This window comes from Streptomyces sp. NBC_00989 (assembly GCF_045162655.1).
GTDB lineage: Bacteria > Actinomycetota > Actinomycetes > Streptomycetales > Streptomycetaceae > Streptomyces.
The window spans coordinates 10,495,104-10,509,861 of record NZ_CP108728.1; the positions used below are offsets into that span (position 1 = coordinate 10,495,104).

Genomic DNA, 14,758 nt, shown 5'->3' on the forward strand with positions numbered 1-14,758 from the left:
GAAATCGAAGGAACGCGCCATGCACAGCTCCCTCAGACGGCTCCGCCTCACCGCCGCGACCGTGACCGTCCTCGCCGTCGCCGGCACCGCCACCGCCTGTTCCTCCGGTTCGGGCAGCACCGGCACCAAGGCCGCGGACAACGGCACTTACACCATCTGGGACCCGTACCCGCAGTTCGACAAGAACTCCGCGTGGGCCAAGCTGCTCGACGCCTGCGGCACCAAGGCCGGGGTGAAGATCAAGCGGACCGCGTTCGACACCAGCGACCTGGCGAACAAGGCGCTGCTCGCCGCCCAGCAGGACAACTCCGCCGACGTCCTCATCGTCGACAACCCGGTGGTGTCGACCCTCGCCGAGGCCGGCGTCCTCACCACGACCGCGGACAACAAGCTGGACACCTCGAAGACGGACGCCAACCTCCTCGCCGCCGGACAGTCGGGCGGCAAGACGTACGGCACCCCGATCGGCGCCAACACCCTCGCCCTCTACTACAACAAGAAGGTCCTGAAGCAGGCCGGGGTGGACATCGCCACCGTCAAGGACTGGACGTCGCTGACCGCCGCGCTCGCGAAGGTCAAGAAGGCCGGAAAGAAGGGCATCACGTTCTCCGCGATCGGCACGGAGGAGGGCACCTTCCAGTTCCTGCCCTGGTACTGGGGATCGGGCGCCCAACTGACCGCGCTCGACTCGGACAAGGCCGTCTCCGCGCTGACGCTGTGGAAGGACTGGCTGAAGGACGGCTACGCCCCCAACTCGGTCCTCAACAACACCCAGACGACCAGCTGGCAGGAGTTCGCGACCGGCGACTACGCGTTCAGCGAGAACGGCACCTGGCAGCTCGCCAACGCCAAGAAGGCCGGCTTCGACTACGGGGTGGTCCCCGTCCCCGCCGCCGACGGCGGCAACGCGTCCGCCCCGACCGGCGGCGAGTTCGTCACCATTCCGGTCCAGGGCAAGACCGACCGCTACGCCACATCCCAGAAGATCGTGACCTGCCTGACCAGCACCGACAACCTCCTCAACACCGACACCACGCTGTCCTACGTGGCACCCACCACCGAGGTCCAGGACAAACAGGTCGCCGCGAACGCCGAGTTGAAGCCCTGGGTCGCCGCGGTCAAGGCCGCCAAGGGACGCACCAGCGACGACCTTGGCACCAAGTACCCCAAGATCTCCGAGCAGTTGTGGAAGGCGGTCCAGTCCGCCCTCAGCGGTGCGCAGTCGCCGAAGGACGCGCTGGCCGCAGCGCAGTCCGCCGTCAAGTAGCCGGGAACCAGAGCCTGTTGATGAGCCATATGACGAAAGTGCCGCACCGGCGGCCCGTGCGCCGGGCCAGTGGTGCGGCCCCCACCGCACCGCCCCGGGCCCGGCGCCGCCCCACCTCCCAGCAGTGGGCCGCCTGGGGATTCCTCACCCCGGTGACCCTCTACCTCGTCCTCTTCTACGCCTATCCCCTCTACCGCAACATCGACCTGAGCCTGCGCAACTACACGGTCCGGTCCTTCGTCCAGGGCGACGCACCCTTCACGGGTCTGGCCAACTACCGCACCGTCCTTGACGATCCGACCTTCGCCCCGGCCCTGCTGCACACCGTGGTCTTCACCTTCGTGTGCCTGTTCTTCCAGTACGCCATCGGCCTGGCCCTCGCGGTCTTCTTCAACCAGCGCTTCCGGCTCTCCGCGACCCTGCGGGCGCTCTTCCTCGTCCCCTGGCTGCTGCCGCTGATCGTCTCCGCGTCCACCTGGTCGTGGATGCTCAACAGCGACTCCGGTGTCGTCAACGCCGCCCTGCACGCCGTCGGCATCGGACCGGTCAACTGGCTGACCACACCGGGCTGGTCGCTCGCCTCGGTGATCATCGCGAACATCTGGATCGGCGTCCCGTTCAACCTGGTGGTCCTGCACAGCGGCCTCCAGTCCATCCCCGCGAGCCTCTACGAGGCCGCGGCTCTGGACGGGGCGAACTCCTGGCAACGCTTCTGGCGCATCACCTTCCCGCTGCTGCGCCCGGTGTCCGCGATCACCCTCCTCCTCGGCCTCGTCTACACGCTCAAGGTCTTCGACATCATCTGGATCATGACCAAGGGCGGCCCGGCCGATTCCTCCACCACCTTCGCCACCTGGTCCTACCAGCTCGGCTTCGGCAACCTGCTGCCGGCCTTCGGCCCCGGAGCGGCCGTAGGAAACCTGCTCGTGGTCGCCGCCCTGGTGTTCGGACTGGTCTACGTCAGGGTCCAGCGGAAGCAGGCACTGTCATGAACGGCACTGTCACGAACCGACGCACCAACCGCACGTGGTGGCAGACGGCCATCGGCGTCCTGCTCACCGCGGTGATGCTCTTCCCGGTCTACTGGATGCTCAACGTGTCCTTCACCCGCGACCAGGACATGCGCAAGAGCCCGCCGGACCTGATCCCCGTGCACGGCACCCTGGAGGGCTACCGAGCCGTCCTGGACCAGCAGTTGCCCTACCTCGGCACCAGCCTCGTCATCGGCCTGGGCACCGTGGTCCTCACCGTGGCACTGGCAGCGCCCGCGGGCTACGCACTCGCCAAACTGCGCCCGCGCGGCGGCGGCGTCCTCAGCTTCCTCTTCCTGGTCGCCCAGATGATCCCCGGCATCATCATGGCGATGGGCTTCTACGCCATCTACCTCAGCCTCGGCCTGCTCCAGTCGGTGCCCGGCCTGATCGTCGCGGACTCCACGCTGGCCGTGCCGTTCGCCGTGCTGATCTTCACCGCGTTCATGTCCGGCATCCCCGGCGAACTCCTCCAGGCCGCGAAGACGGACGGCGCCGGGCCGGTGCGCACCTTCTGGTCGATCGTGCTGCCGATGAGCCGCAACTCCATCGTCACGGTGTCGCTCTTCGCGTTCCTGTGGTCCTGGTCCGACTTCGTCTTCGCCAGCACTCTTGCCAACGGCGGCGCCCACGAGCCGATCACCCTCGGCATCTACCACTACATCGGCAACAACAACCAGCAGTGGAACGCCATCATGGCCACCGCCGTCGTGGCCTCACTGCCCGCCACGGTGATCCTGGTCCTCGCCCAGCGCTACGTCGCCGCCGGCGTGACCGCAGGCGCCGTCAAGGACTGACGTCCCCCTGATTCCCGCTCGCCCGTGCGCCGATCACCCCTGCCCACGTGCCGATCACCCCTGCTCCAGAAACGAGTCACGCTGCATGACCGCCGCCCCGTCCAGCCCGGCCTTCTCCGTCCACGACATCCCGTTCAGCACGCGCGGGTCATGGTTCGGCATCTCACCCGTGGTGGCGGAGAAGACGTACGCCGAAGACCTGCACCTCGTCTCGCACCAGAACGGCATGCATGCCGTGCTGCGCCTCGTCCCGCTCGACCCGGCCACCGGCGACCGCACCGCCACCAACCCGCACGCGACACCCAGTTTGCTCAGCTGGACCGGCACCGAAGGCCGCATCGACCTCGCCTACGAGTCGCCGGACACCGTACGGCTGCGCGGTGCGGGGCTCGGCCTGCGCGTCGGCGCGGCGGCGGCCGTTCTGACCCCGTTCAGCGGTACCTACTTCTACCGCGAACCCGGCACCGGCGCCTACGTGTTCACCTCGTACGAGACCGGCCGGCGCTACCGCGTCACCGTGCTCTCGGGAACCGTGACCGAGGCCTCCGGCGCACAGAGCCTGGGCAGCGCGGCGCGAGGTGTCACGATCGGCGCCGGGGGTGGTGCGGCCTGGGAGGTCGCGGTCGAGGAGTACGAGACCGCGCGCCGCCCCTACACGTTCTCGGCATCCTTCGACCAGGTCGTGGACACCGCGCGGAACGCGTTCGAGGCCTTCGCCGATTCGGTCGCGCCCTGGCGTACGTCCGAGACGCCCGCCGCGGAACTCGCCGCCTACGTGCTGTGGTCCGCGACCGTCCGCCCGCTGGGCTTCGTCACCCGGCCCGCGGTGCTGATGTCGAAGCACTGGATGGACAAGGTGTGGAGCTGGGACCACTGCTTCAACTCCCTTGCCCTGGCGTCGGGTTCGCCCGAACTTGCCCTGGACCAGTTCTCGCTGCCCTTCGACCACCAGGACGAGTCCGGCGCGCTGCCCGACTCGGTGACCCACTCGGAGATCCTCCACAACTTCGTCAAGCCCCCCATCCACGGCTGGGCCCTGCGCCACCTGCGCAGACGACTGCAAGAGCCCCTCGGCAAGGCCGAGTTGACCGAGGTCTACGACCGGCTGGCCCGATGGACGGAGTTCTGGCTCACGATGCGGCGCGCACCCGGAGCCGCTCTCCCGCACTACCAGCACGGCAACGACAGCGGCTGGGACAACGCCACCACCTTCGACCCCGAGCGCGTGATCGTCAGTGCCGACCTCGCCGCGTTTCTCGTCCTCCAACTACGCGAACTTGCCGAACTGGCAGGCGAGTTGGGATTGCCGGACGACACACGCAAGTGGACGCGGACGGCCGACGCGACGCAGGCGGCGCTGCTCGACGAACTGTGGACAGGCGACCGGTTCGTCGCCCGCTCGGCGGACAGCGGGGCCACCTGGAGCAGCTCCAGCCTGCTCGACCTGATGCCCGTCGTGCTCGGCGAGCACCTGCCCGAGAGCATCGGCGACGCGCTGGCCGAGCGCATCGAGGCCCACCTCACCGCATACGGCCTGGCCACCGAACTGCCCACCTCACCGCACTACTTGGACGACGGCTACTGGCGCGGCCCCATCTGGGCCCCGTCCACCGTCCTGATCGAGGACGGCCTGCGCCGCGCAGGCCACGAGCGCCTCGCGGACGAGATCAGCGCCCGTTTCCGCGCCCTCTGTGAGACCTCGGGTTTCGCCGAGAACTTCGACGCCCTCACCGGCGCGGGACTGCGCGACCGCGCCTACACCTGGACCGCCAGCAGCTACCTCCTCCTCGCCGAGGCCCACGAGTTCCGGCGCACCGAGACCGCCGAGGCCGTCGGCGGTTGACAGACCACCTGGGCGGTCCGCGCCCAGGCAGCACCCCCTCAACCAGGAGCCGCCATGCACACCACACCGCCACCCCGAACAGCACGCAGACACCGCCCCGGACGGCGAGCGGCCTCGGCTCTCGTCACCCTGTTCGCCGCACTCGCCGGGACCCTCCTGCCCGCCGCCCCCTCCCAGGCCGCGGACACCTCCGTCACCGTCGACTTCTCCACCGCCGGCGGCGCCCCCACCTACCACGCCTCCGGCATGATCTACGGGATGACCCCGGACGGCTCGCTGCCCCAGGACCACTTCTTCACCGACATCAAGTGGCACTTCATGCGAGCCGGGGGCGCCCAGCTCAACAGCGGCGGCTACGCCACCAGCCTCGCCGACTACCAGACCCGCTGGGCCTCAACTCTCGCCCAGTACAAGCGGACCGCAGCCCTCGGCGGCACCTTCGTCCTCCTGCCGCACGACCTGTGGGGCGCCGACGGCACCACCAGCCAGGGCTGGCCCGGCGACAACGGTGACTGGACCCAGTTCGACGCCTTCGTCACCCAGCTCATCAGTGACGTCAAGGCCAACAACATGACGGTCCAGTGGGACCTGTGGAACGAGCCCGACGGCAGCGGCTTCTGGGGCGCGTCCCAGACGCAGTACCTCCAGATGTGGTCGCGCTTCTACGCAAAGGTGCGCGCCGCCTTCCCTGCCCAGCTCATCGTCGGCCCGAGCATCGCGGGCCAGCCCAACTCCTCCAACAGCTGGTGGACGACGTATCTGACGTACATCAAGGCGAACAACGTCGCGCCCGACATCTACAGCTGGCACGACGAACCGGGTGACCCCGCCACCGACGTCGGCCGCGCCAACTCCACGCTCGCAGCTGCCGGGTTGACCAACACCCGCGCCTACCAGATCAACGAGTACGCCACCCTGTCCATGCAGTCCCCGGGCGGCGGCGCCTGGTTCATCGGCCGCCTGGAGCGGGCCGGCGCCGACGGTCTGCGCGGCAACTGGGCCTCCGGCACCGCGCTGCACGACAACGAGGCCAACCTGCTCACCAAGAACAGCGCGGGCCAGTACCTGCCGCTCGGCGAGTGGTTCATGTACCGCTACTACGGCTCCCAGACCGGCAACATCGTCAAGCTCACGCCTGGCACCGGCACCGACGGTCTGGCCACCAAGGACAACTCGGCAGGAAACGCCAAGGTGTTGCTCGGCAGCAGCGGCAACACCGGCACCGTCACCGTCAACCTGACGGGGCTCAACACCACGTCCGTCGTCGAGAACAGCCAGGTGCGTGCCGTCGTCCAGCGCGTCCCGTACAACAGCGGGGCCGCCGTGACCGGCCCGGAGACCATCGCCGACACCACTCTCACGGTCAGCGGCAACGCCGCCTCGGTGAGCCTGCCGTGGACGAACGCCAAGGACGGCTACACCGTCACGCTGCTGCCCCCGTCCAACGCCACGGTGTCCACGGTCGCCGTGAGCCAGAACAGCGGCCAGTGCCTGGACGACACGAACCTCTCCACCGCCAACGGCACGCAGTACCAGCAGTACTACTGCGAGGGCGGCTACCAGCAGATGCTCGACCTCAAGCCGGTCACCGGCAAGACCAACACCTACACCGTGGTCAACGAGTTGAGCGGCAAGTGCCTGGACGTCTCCGGCGCCTCCACCACCGATGGTGCCGCCGTCATCCAGTACACCTGCAACGGCGCCACCAACCAGCAGTTCACCCTCAACCCCGTCACCGCGCTCGGCAACACCCACGACTACCAACTGGTCGCCGTCCACAGCGGCAAGTGCGTCGACGTCACCGGCGTCTCGACCACGGCCGGCGCGCTGATCCACCAGTGGACCTGTGACGCGGCGAGCGTACTGAGCACCAAGAAGAACCAGATCTGGCGGCTGTCCGGCAAGAGCTGACGGCTGTCGCGTATGACGATGTGGAGGGGCGGCTCAGATGCCCTGCCCCTCCACATCGTTCGACCGGAACGGACCTCGATTCGCTCTGGACCCGGCGACTATGAACTGAACGTATACGCTATGTGTATAGTGATCGGCCATGACGACCACAACCGCGTCCCGTTACGACGCCCCCGTCACCGTCCTCGCCGCGACCGTGGCCTTCGGGTTGCTGCTCGGCTGGGCGACGTATGGCCTGCACGGGGTGTCACCCTTGTTGGAGCGGGCTACCAACTCGGCGTCCACCTGGATCATCTGGACCGCCGTGGCCGGTGCACTGATCCGCACCCGGCAACTCGCCCTGTGGGGCGGCGCGTTGATGATGCTCGGAACCTGCGTCGGCTACTACTCGGCGTCCACACTCGGGGACACCTTCGGGACCGGAGGGCTCGGAACCGCCGCGGTGTGGTCTGTGGCGGGGCTGGCCGGAGGACCGCTGTTGGGCTGGGCAGGATGGACGGTACGGCGCGGGCGAGGTGACGTACGGGCCGTGGCCGGGGCGGTCATCGCGATGGTGGTGCTGGGGGAGGGGCTCTGGCTGGGATGGACGCTCCATTACTGGGGAGAGGCGGCCGTCTTCCTGGGCGTCGGCGCGCTGCTCACCCTTCTCCTGACCGTCTATCTGGCGCGCGCCGGAGTGCACCGCTACTGGCTGTGCGCCGTGCTCGCTCCCCTGAGTGGTCTCGCCTTCTACCTCGCCGAGGAGGGCATCCTCAACGGCCTGCTCGGCTCGCTGTGAGTCCGGCGGACGGCCACCGGATTCACAGCGAGCCGAGCTTCTTCAGGAGACCTGCCGGACCGGCAGCACGATCGCGGAAGGATGCTCCGGGTCGTGGAAGACCTGCTGAGTGGCGGCCCGGAGCGTGACGGCGGTGGCCCGGGGTTCGCCCGTGCCGGGATTGCGGTTGAAGCGGAGGAACGCACCGCTGGAGACCTGCACCCGGATGCGGTGACCGCGCTTGAAACGGTAGGCGGTCGGCCAGAGTTGGACCTTCGCGCACGTCGTCTCGTCGGCGTCGGCGAGGCTGATCAGGCCGTCGCAGACGTTCGTCGAGCGCCCCTTCTCGTCCACGTCACACAGGCGCACGAACACGTCGGCGTACGGCAGGCTGGAGCGGAAGAAGATCTCGGCGCTCACCTCGCCAACGACCTCGACATCCTTGTCCAGGGCGGGAGTTGAGTAGGTGAGGACGTCGGGGCGGGCCTCCAGCTTGGCGTTGTTCACGCGGCCGTACTTCTGAAGGGTCCACATGCGGACGCCGCCGACCGCGGGGGTGGGGTCGGCCGGGTCGTACTGGTAGTCGTCCGGGGTCGAGTCGGCGGGCAGGTCGGTGGCCAGGTCGGTGGCCAGGGTGCCGCCGGGCTGGAGGTGGAAGCGCTGGGGCTCGTATCCCGGAGGCGGCCAGGCGGGGAAGTCGCGCCACCTGTCCTCGCCCATGACGAACAGGCGTACCGGAGCGCGCTCCGGAGGTGCTTCGCCCTTGGCGACGGCAAGGCCCCACTCCAGTGCCTCGCGGGTGGCCAGTCCGTCCATCGCCATCGCCCAGTGCGCCCAAGGTCCGATGGTGACGCGGTGCGGGGTGTCCGGTGCGGTCCGGCGCAGGGTCTGGAAGTCGCGCAGTTGGTTGGGCAGGAACAGGTGGTACCAGCCGCCGACGAGGCTCGCCGGGACGGTGATGTCGGCGACCTTGTCGACGTGGTCGGCCGCCTGCCAGAACGGGCCGTCGCCGTCGTGGTCGAGGACGTTCTGGAAGTAGCTGTTGCGATGGCCCAGGAGGCCGACGTCGGCCTGGCCCAGTGGCAGGGTGCGCATGGCCTGGAGGATCTCCCGCTCGTCCAGCGCGTTGCGCACGTTGGCGAACTTGCGTTCCTGCCGTTCGACCTGGACCACCCAGGTGAACGGGGTCTCCAGGGCGAAGCCGCCCTCGCGGTTGAACGCCATGGCGAAGGTCGCGTTGGACACCACCGGAACCATCGCCTTGACCTGCGGCGGCACGGCGTCCACCACGGACCACTGCGTGTAGCCGACGTAACTGGCGCCGACGAGCACGATCGACTCACCGGCCCACGGCTGCTTCACCACCCAGTCCAGGACGTCCAGGCCGTCCTCGCGCTCGCACAGGAACGGGTTGAACGGGCCGTCGGAACCGAAGGTGGCGCGTGCGCTCACGATCACCGCCTGGAACCCGCGCTCGACCAGCGGCTTGGCCGCGCCCAGCGCGAGCGTGCCCGCTCGGCCGTACGGGGTACGGGGTACGGATCAGTGGTATCGGCAGGCCGTCACCGCCGGACTCCGGGCTCCATCGGTCGGCCAGGAGGACGGCCCCGTCCCGCATGGGCACCGGCAGATCGCGCTCGACAGCCAGGTCGCTCCCCAGGTCGGATGCCGGCCAGTGGTCCGTGTCATGGGCGGCGCTCAACGCAGGTCAGGGAACAGGGCGCGGGTGCGGTCGGGGTCGGGCGTGACGAAGACGCCGTCCGCGGTGACCACGACGGCTGACGGGTCGTCCTCGGTGCTGATCGAGCCGTCCACGAAGACCTTGCGGCCCTCGGTTCCCGTGACGCGGGCGTGGACCCAGAGGGGCGTCTCCAGGGGGACGGGTCGGCGGTAACGCACCTGGAGGGAGACCGTCATGCCGGGCAGGCCGGCGGCGATGCAGGCCCGGCCCATGAGTTCGTCCAGCAGCATGGCGCTCATGCCGCCGTGCCCGTAGCCGGGCGGTCCTTCGTGGGCGATACCGAGGGTGCAGCGACCGACGGCGCCTCCGCTGTCCGCGGTCACTTGCATGGGCGGAGCGAGAGGGCTCCCGGCTCCCGTCACGGGGCTGTACATCCGTATCTCCCCGGGGAACTCGTCGACGGCCGGGATCTCCGCCCGGGTACGTCGCCGACCGGTCAACTGCCCTCTGAGAAGGCGGACTTCGTCCGTGATCCGGTGCAGGACCTCGGTCGGGGCCGCAGTGCGTACGGTCGCGTCCACGAGGGCCCGCAGTTCGTAGCCGAGAGCGGTAATGGCCTCCCGTTGGAGGTCCAGTTCCGCTCCTGTCGTGCCTGCTGTGTCGTGGGTCGTCGCCGGGGATTCGGTCGGTATTGCGTTCATCAAGTTTCTCGGTCGGGGTGTTGTGGTCGTGGTTAGGGCGCGGTCAGCCGTCGGCGCGGACGAAGACGGGCTTGAGGCGCCTCTCGGGCAGTTCGTCGGGGAGCTGATCCCAGTCGAGGACGTGGGAGACGACCCGTGCCGGGTCGACCTTGCCCGAGGCGGCCAGTTCGAGGGCGTCGGGGATGTGGTTGCGGACGTTGTCGCGGGCGATGCGCAGGGTGACGCCGGTGAGGTACATGTCGAGCAGGGGCAGTTCACCGGGGCGGAAGTGGTTGCCGGCGGATTCGCAAATGCCTTCCGGGGCAAGGGACTTGACGGCCAGGGCGAGCTGCTCGACGCGGCCGGTCGCCTCTACGGCGATGTCGAAGCCGTGCCGGACCGGCTCCAGCGTCTCGGCGGTGGCGGCGCCGTAACTGCGGGCCAGTTCGCGGTGTTCGGGGTCCGGGTCGACGTAGAGGACGTCGGAGGCGCCGAGCGCGCGGGCGATGTCGCACACGTACAGACCGATGCTGCCGCGGGCGACGACCAGGACGCGGGCGCCGGGCTTGTTCTTGAGGTGGGGTGCCACCAGGCGCCAGGACAGGGACCAGTTGTCGCTGGCCGAGGCCATCGCGACCGGATTGAGGCCCTCGGGCAGGGGCACCAACATGGCGTCCGCGTACGGCACTCGGACCAGGTCGGAGAAGAGGCCGCCCCAACTGCCGCCGATCGGCGCGCCGTACATCGCCATGTGCGGTACGGCCGTGCAATGGGCCGTGAGTCCGGCGCGGCAGTGGTCGCAGGTACCGCAGTTGATGGACCAGGGGACCACGACCAGATCGCCGGGGGACACGGCCGTGACCGCGTCGCCGATGTCGACGACCCGGGCCACGCACTCGTGGCCGAGGGCGAAGGGCGGGTCGATGAAGCCGTGCCCGGCCAGGATCGCGGAGTCGACGTCGCACGAGGTGGCGGCGACCGGGGTGACGATCGCCTCCTGGTCCGACTGGAGTTTCGGGTCGGGCGCCTCGCGCCACTCGACGGTGCGCTTCGCTACGTAGGTCAGTTCACGCATCGGCGCGCTGCCCCTTCGCCAGTGCCACCAGGTCGGCGTAGCGGATGACCGAGCCGCCCGCGCCCCAGGTGCCCTCGGCCTGCTCGTGCACCAGCACCCACACGCGCAGAGCGTCGTCCTGGGACAAGCCGGCGGCGCCCAGCACCGTCTTCGTCGCGTCCTCGACCAGGCCCGCCTTCCGACGCTCCGACAGCGCGCCCTGCGGGACGGTGACGTCCACGAGGAAGCGGGGCTCCTCGTCCTCGGCGGTGATTTGCGCGCCTTCGGGGAGTTCGACGAGGTAACTCCACGCCTGGGCGCGGAAGAACGCGGTGTCGGGCGCTCCCTCCCAGCGGAGCAGGACGGCGGCCAGGTCGCGCTGGACGGTCTTGCGGCCCTCTTCGGTCAGGGAACCGGGCGGGACGGTGAGGCGGATCATCGGCATGTCGAAATCTCCCTTTGCGCTGCACACGCGGTCTATGACAGTCGTTATATCCGGGGCTCACGCTAGACTATGACGAGCGTTATATCCAGAGACATCCAGTGAGGGGCATCGCCGTGGCCGGATCCAGTGCGCCGTCGCGTGACCGCATCGTGGCCGGTGCGGCCGACATGATCAGCAGGCGCGGCCTGAACGCCACGAGCATCCGGGACCTGGCCAAACACGCCAAGGCTCCGCTCGGCTCGACGTACCACTACTTCCCGGAGGGGAAGCGGCAGTTGGCCACGGAGGCGGTGCAGTACGCGGGTACGGCCGTCGCCCGTCTCCTGCGCAAGGAACTGGACGCGGGACCGGTCGCCGGGTTGCGCGCCTTTCTCGCCCTGTGGCGCGGCATCGTCGTCGAGAGCGACTTCCGCGCCGGCTGTCCCGTGCTGGCCGTCTCCGTCGAGGAGCCCCCGGCCGACGAGATCCCGCCGGCGCTCGCAGCGGCGGCCGAGGCGTTCGAGGACTGGGAGCGGCTGCTCACCGAGGCGCTACGGGAACACGGCGCTGACCACGACCGGGCCCCGGGGCTGGCGGCCCTGATCGTGGCGTCCGTCGAGGGTGCCATCGCCATGAGCCGGGCCAAGCGCAGCATGAAGCCGCTGGACCAGGTGGCGCAGCAGCTCGAAGCGCTGATCGACGACGCGCTCGCCCGCTGAGCCTGAGGCTCCTCGGGGCGCGGGGCGCGGGGCGCGGGGCGCGGGGCGCGGGGCGTTCGGGCTCAGGCGTCTAGCGCCGTGCGGATCGCCTTGATCTTCTCCTCGGTGAACACGCCGCTGTCGAGAAGGGAGAGGACGGAGAGAACTCCGCCGCTGGAGCCCCAACTGCCCTCGTCGATGACCCGGAAGTTGACCCACCAGGCCGGTGAAGGCGCCGCCAGCCCGCAGGCCTCGGCCATCGCGGCCAGGACGCGCTCGATGACCTCGGCCCGGACCTCCCGACGCCAGTCCCCGTCCATGACCGCCACGTCGATCACCATGACGTCGAGCCCCGGGTCGGTGTCCGCAAGCAGACGGCCGCCGATCGCCATCATGTCCGGCTCGCGCTCGACGAAGTGCACCTGGAACCCGACCCGCGCGGCCGGCGCGAACTGACCGACCTCCGGTACGAGTACCGCGTCCGTCAACGTCCCGGCCAGCGTCCGGCGTTCCTCAAGGCTCAGACGGCCCTTCGGGGTGTTCACGGTGATGACGGTCACGAGTGCCTCCTATGACGATCGTTATAAGGTGACTCTACATCAGATATATAACGAGTGTCATATGTGCGATCCGGGCGGTTGTTGCCCCGGTCGCCGCTGCGCATGCGGCGCAGCGGCGCACTGACTTGTGCGGACGTGGCGGCCGCCAGACGGCGGGCGTCAGTGGCCCGCTGTGAGTCGGTGAGATCCGGTCGGCGAAGGTCGGAGCGGACCGAGCAAGCCCATACCGGGAGTTCGGGGTGCGGGCGCCGAGGTTCTCGACGGGGGCGTCGAGGGCGCGGGTCAAGTAAGGGAGCGGGTCGGGCTCGGCGCAGACGACGACCCTGGCCTCGGGCAAGTCGACGCTCACGTTGACGCCCACGACGCGCGGCACGCACACGTTGACCGCGCGGGTCAGGAACGCCGCCGGCGTCTGGTCGGACTGGGCCGAGTACACCTTCCGGGCCGGCAACATCGCCGGAACTCTGGCCGTCCCCTTCGCCAACGAGATCGCCGAGACCCACTTCGCGGACCTTCTGCATCCCGCCGACGGGCTGGAGGAGACCGACGAGCTGGACGAGGAGATCGCGGACGAGGACGACACCCCGGCCGGCTACGTCGAGCAGGAGGATCCGGAGAAGACGGAGACCGAGGACTCCGCGGTCGAGACGGCCACGACGGAGCTGCCGTCGTCCTCCGTCGGCACACTGACGGGCAACAGCGCCGACGGAGCGGCCCAGACGCTGATCGACCTCCCGGTGGCCTCCTCGGCGACCGCCGAGCTGAGCGAGACAGGTCTGGTGATCTACGCAGGCACCCAGACGGACGCCGACACCGTCGCCGTCCGTGGCAGTGCCAGCCAGGTCGAACTCTTCCACCTGCTGCGCAGCGCCAACGCGCCGAAGACCTTCGTCTACAAGGTCGACCTGCGGCCGGGCCAGGAGATCTCGGCCGTCGCCGACAACACACTGATGATCGCCGACGCGAACAGCGACCTGGTCACGTTCCTCAGCGCGCCGGTAGCCGTCGACGCCAAGGGCGCCACAGTGCCCGTATCGATGAAGGCGACCGGATCGGACATAGAGGTCTCCCTCGCCCCGGCGGCCGGCCAGACCCTCGCGTACCCGGTGCTGCTCGACCCGAGCGGCTCCAGCTACACGGTGACGCCGGCCGAGCGCAGCTACTGCTTCTGGAATCCGTACGACTGCGCCAAGGCACGGGAGATGGCGGGCACCGCCCTCAGGTACGCCCAGGACCTCTACCCGGACAGGACCCTCTTCCAGGGGACCGGCGACGCCTTCCGGCACTGCTACTGGAACGCGTTGATGGAAGTCTTCGTCGACCATGAGACGGCCTACGAGGTGGCCACCCGCCACGAATCCCAGTCCAAGGGCGTGGACAAGGAGATGGACCTCAAGAACAACAAGAAGGGCCGTGAGATCGGCCGATACTACAAAGCGCGCTACTCGAAGGCCGAGGCGTGGAAGAAGACCCGGAGCTCGTGCAAGAGCCATGTCTCGAAGGGCAAGTTGTGGATCATCAAGAGTGGCCGTCTCGTGAAGAGCAACGCATGACGACCATGTTCCACCGGCGGGTCGTACCTGTGCTCCTGCTCGCTCAGGTCGCGTATGTGGCCCTGCTCGAGTTCGCGTTCACCTTCCTGGCGCTCGACACCGCGGAAATCGACCACACGGATCCCGATACCTCCGGCAACGCGCTGTACGCGGTGCTGGTCGTTGTCGCCGTCCTGGCGATGACGGGCGGGGCCGCCCTGCTCGGCTCGGCGCGGGTCAGGGAGAGGGCGCCTCGCGCACTGCGCGTCGGCTGGCTCGCCCTGCTCGGACTCGGTGAGGTCGCCGTCGCCGTGATGTTCCTGAGAACGGTCGCCACCGGGGCCTCCGGCCCGGACACACTGATCGGCGTGCTGGCGAGCGTGGCGAGCTGCGCGGTCGCACTGTCGTGCCTGACCGAGACGAGCACCGTGCTGCGAGGCACTCCAGCCTGAGGCGCGTCGGGCGGAGCCGGCACCGGCTCCGCCCGACCTGCTTGCTCGTGGCGAACGACGGGCGGCACTGG

14 protein-coding genes are annotated in these 14,758 nt (G+C 69.1%); 9 read left to right on the plus strand and 5 right to left on the minus strand.

Annotated features, from left to right (window positions below; genetic code table 11):
* The first annotated feature begins 19 nt into the window (after window positions 1-19).
* The 6 genes from OG714_RS47285 (at window position 20) to OG714_RS47310 (ending at window position 7,627) form a co-directional block, all read left to right on the plus strand.
* Window positions 20-1,267: an extracellular solute-binding protein gene (locus tag OG714_RS47285; protein ID WP_406130573.1), complete on the plus strand. Its 1,248-nt coding sequence runs from the start codon at window positions 20-22 to the stop codon at window positions 1,265-1,267.
* Between the two features lie 20 nt (window positions 1,268-1,287).
* Window positions 1,288-2,259 (plus strand): carbohydrate ABC transporter permease, encoded by a 972-nt coding sequence (locus OG714_RS47290; protein ID WP_406130574.1) that lies wholly within the window; start codon window positions 1,288-1,290, stop codon window positions 2,257-2,259.
* The gene (locus OG714_RS47295; protein WP_406130576.1) at window positions 2,256-3,095 is read left to right on the plus strand and encodes a carbohydrate ABC transporter permease; all 840 of its coding nucleotides are present in this window, start codon (window positions 2,256-2,258) and stop codon (window positions 3,093-3,095) included. Before OG714_RS47290 ends, OG714_RS47295 begins: the two co-directional genes overlap by 4 nt.
* An 85-nt stretch (window positions 3,096-3,180) precedes the next feature.
* Complete coding sequence (locus tag OG714_RS47300; RefSeq protein ID WP_406130578.1) at window positions 3,181-4,938, plus strand: amylo-alpha-1,6-glucosidase; 1,758 nt, start codon at window positions 3,181-3,183, stop codon at window positions 4,936-4,938.
* A gap of 54 nt (window positions 4,939-4,992) precedes the next feature.
* A complete protein-coding gene (locus tag OG714_RS47305) occupies window positions 4,993-6,849 on the plus strand; it encodes an RICIN domain-containing protein (RefSeq protein WP_406130579.1) in 1,857 nt (618 codons plus the stop codon).
* A 139-nt stretch (window positions 6,850-6,988) separates the two neighbouring features.
* Entirely contained in the window at window positions 6,989-7,627 is a 639-nt protein-coding gene (locus OG714_RS47310) for a DUF6518 family protein (RefSeq protein ID WP_406130581.1), read from the plus strand.
* 42 nt (window positions 7,628-7,669) lie between these two features.
* Here OG714_RS47310 and OG714_RS47315 read toward each other — a convergent pair whose 3' ends face one another.
* The 4 genes from OG714_RS47315 to OG714_RS47330 all read right to left on the minus strand — a co-directional run bounded on the left by OG714_RS47315 (window position 7,670) and on the right by OG714_RS47330 (window position 11,466).
* The gene (locus OG714_RS47315; protein WP_406132185.1) at window positions 7,670-9,106 is read right to left on the minus strand and encodes a CocE/NonD family hydrolase; all 1,437 of its coding nucleotides are present in this window, start codon (window positions 9,104-9,106) and stop codon (window positions 7,670-7,672) included.
* Between the two features lie 198 nt (window positions 9,107-9,304).
* On the minus strand, window positions 9,305-9,988 hold the full coding sequence (locus OG714_RS47320) for a PaaI family thioesterase (RefSeq protein WP_406130583.1): 684 nt from the start codon (window positions 9,986-9,988) through the stop codon (window positions 9,305-9,307).
* A gap of 43 nt (window positions 9,989-10,031) precedes the next feature.
* Window positions 10,032-11,042: a zinc-binding dehydrogenase gene (locus OG714_RS47325; RefSeq protein WP_406130584.1), complete on the minus strand. Its 1,011-nt coding sequence runs from the start codon at window positions 11,040-11,042 to the stop codon at window positions 10,032-10,034.
* A complete protein-coding gene (locus OG714_RS47330) occupies window positions 11,035-11,466 on the minus strand; it encodes a 4-oxalocrotonate tautomerase family protein (RefSeq protein ID WP_406130586.1) in 432 nt (143 codons plus the stop codon). Before OG714_RS47330 ends, OG714_RS47325 begins: the two co-directional genes overlap by 8 nt.
* Before the next feature lie 113 nt (window positions 11,467-11,579).
* Between OG714_RS47330 and OG714_RS47335 the strand changes: the two genes are divergently transcribed.
* The gene (locus OG714_RS47335) at window positions 11,580-12,164 is read left to right on the plus strand and encodes a TetR/AcrR family transcriptional regulator (protein ID WP_406130588.1); all 585 of its coding nucleotides are present in this window, start codon (window positions 11,580-11,582) and stop codon (window positions 12,162-12,164) included.
* Window positions 12,165-12,226: 62 nt separating this feature from the next.
* Here the strand turns inward: OG714_RS47335 and OG714_RS47340 are convergent, their stop codons facing one another.
* A complete protein-coding gene (locus OG714_RS47340; RefSeq protein ID WP_406130589.1) occupies window positions 12,227-12,703 on the minus strand; it encodes a 4-oxalocrotonate tautomerase family protein in 477 nt (158 codons plus the stop codon).
* A 350-nt stretch (window positions 12,704-13,053) separates the two neighbouring features.
* On the opposite strand from OG714_RS47340, the gene OG714_RS47345 reads away from it, so the two are divergent.
* Both OG714_RS47345 and OG714_RS47350 read left to right on the plus strand, forming a co-directional pair.
* Complete coding sequence (locus tag OG714_RS47345; protein ID WP_406130591.1) at window positions 13,054-14,256, plus strand: DUF6973 domain-containing protein; 1,203 nt, start codon at window positions 13,054-13,056, stop codon at window positions 14,254-14,256.
* Window positions 14,253-14,687, plus strand: a complete 435-nt coding sequence (locus OG714_RS47350; protein ID WP_406130593.1) for a hypothetical protein — start codon at window positions 14,253-14,255, stop codon at window positions 14,685-14,687. The genes OG714_RS47345 and OG714_RS47350 overlap by 4 nt, the downstream gene beginning before the upstream one ends.
* Window positions 14,688-14,758: the final 71 nt, after the last annotated feature.

Excerpts from the sequence above, each read along its gene's own strand:
- OG714_RS47330 (WP_406130586.1), bottom strand. The coding sequence starts at position 11,466 with ATGCCGATGATCCGCCTCACCGTCCCGCCCGGTTCCCTGACCGAAGAG.
- OG714_RS47300 (WP_406130578.1), top strand. The coding sequence starts at position 3,181 with ATGACCGCCGCCCCGTCCAGCCCGGCCTTCTCCGTCCACGACATCCCG.
- OG714_RS47320 (WP_406130583.1), bottom strand. The coding sequence starts at position 9,988 with ATGAACGCAATACCGACCGAATCCCCGGCGACGACCCACGACACAGCA.
- OG714_RS47310 (WP_406130581.1), top strand. The coding sequence starts at position 6,989 with ATGACGACCACAACCGCGTCCCGTTACGACGCCCCCGTCACCGTCCTC.
- OG714_RS47285 (WP_406130573.1), top strand. The coding sequence starts at position 20 with ATGCACAGCTCCCTCAGACGGCTCCGCCTCACCGCCGCGACCGTGACC.
- OG714_RS47325 (WP_406130584.1), bottom strand. The coding sequence starts at position 11,042 with ATGCGTGAACTGACCTACGTAGCGAAGCGCACCGTCGAGTGGCGCGAG.
- OG714_RS47295 (WP_406130576.1), top strand. The coding sequence starts at position 2,256 with ATGAACGGCACTGTCACGAACCGACGCACCAACCGCACGTGGTGGCAG.
- OG714_RS47350 (WP_406130593.1), top strand. The coding sequence starts at position 14,253 with ATGACGACCATGTTCCACCGGCGGGTCGTACCTGTGCTCCTGCTCGCT.
- OG714_RS47305 (WP_406130579.1), top strand. The coding sequence starts at position 4,993 with ATGCACACCACACCGCCACCCCGAACAGCACGCAGACACCGCCCCGGA.
- OG714_RS47290 (WP_406130574.1), top strand. The coding sequence starts at position 1,288 with ATGAGCCATATGACGAAAGTGCCGCACCGGCGGCCCGTGCGCCGGGCC.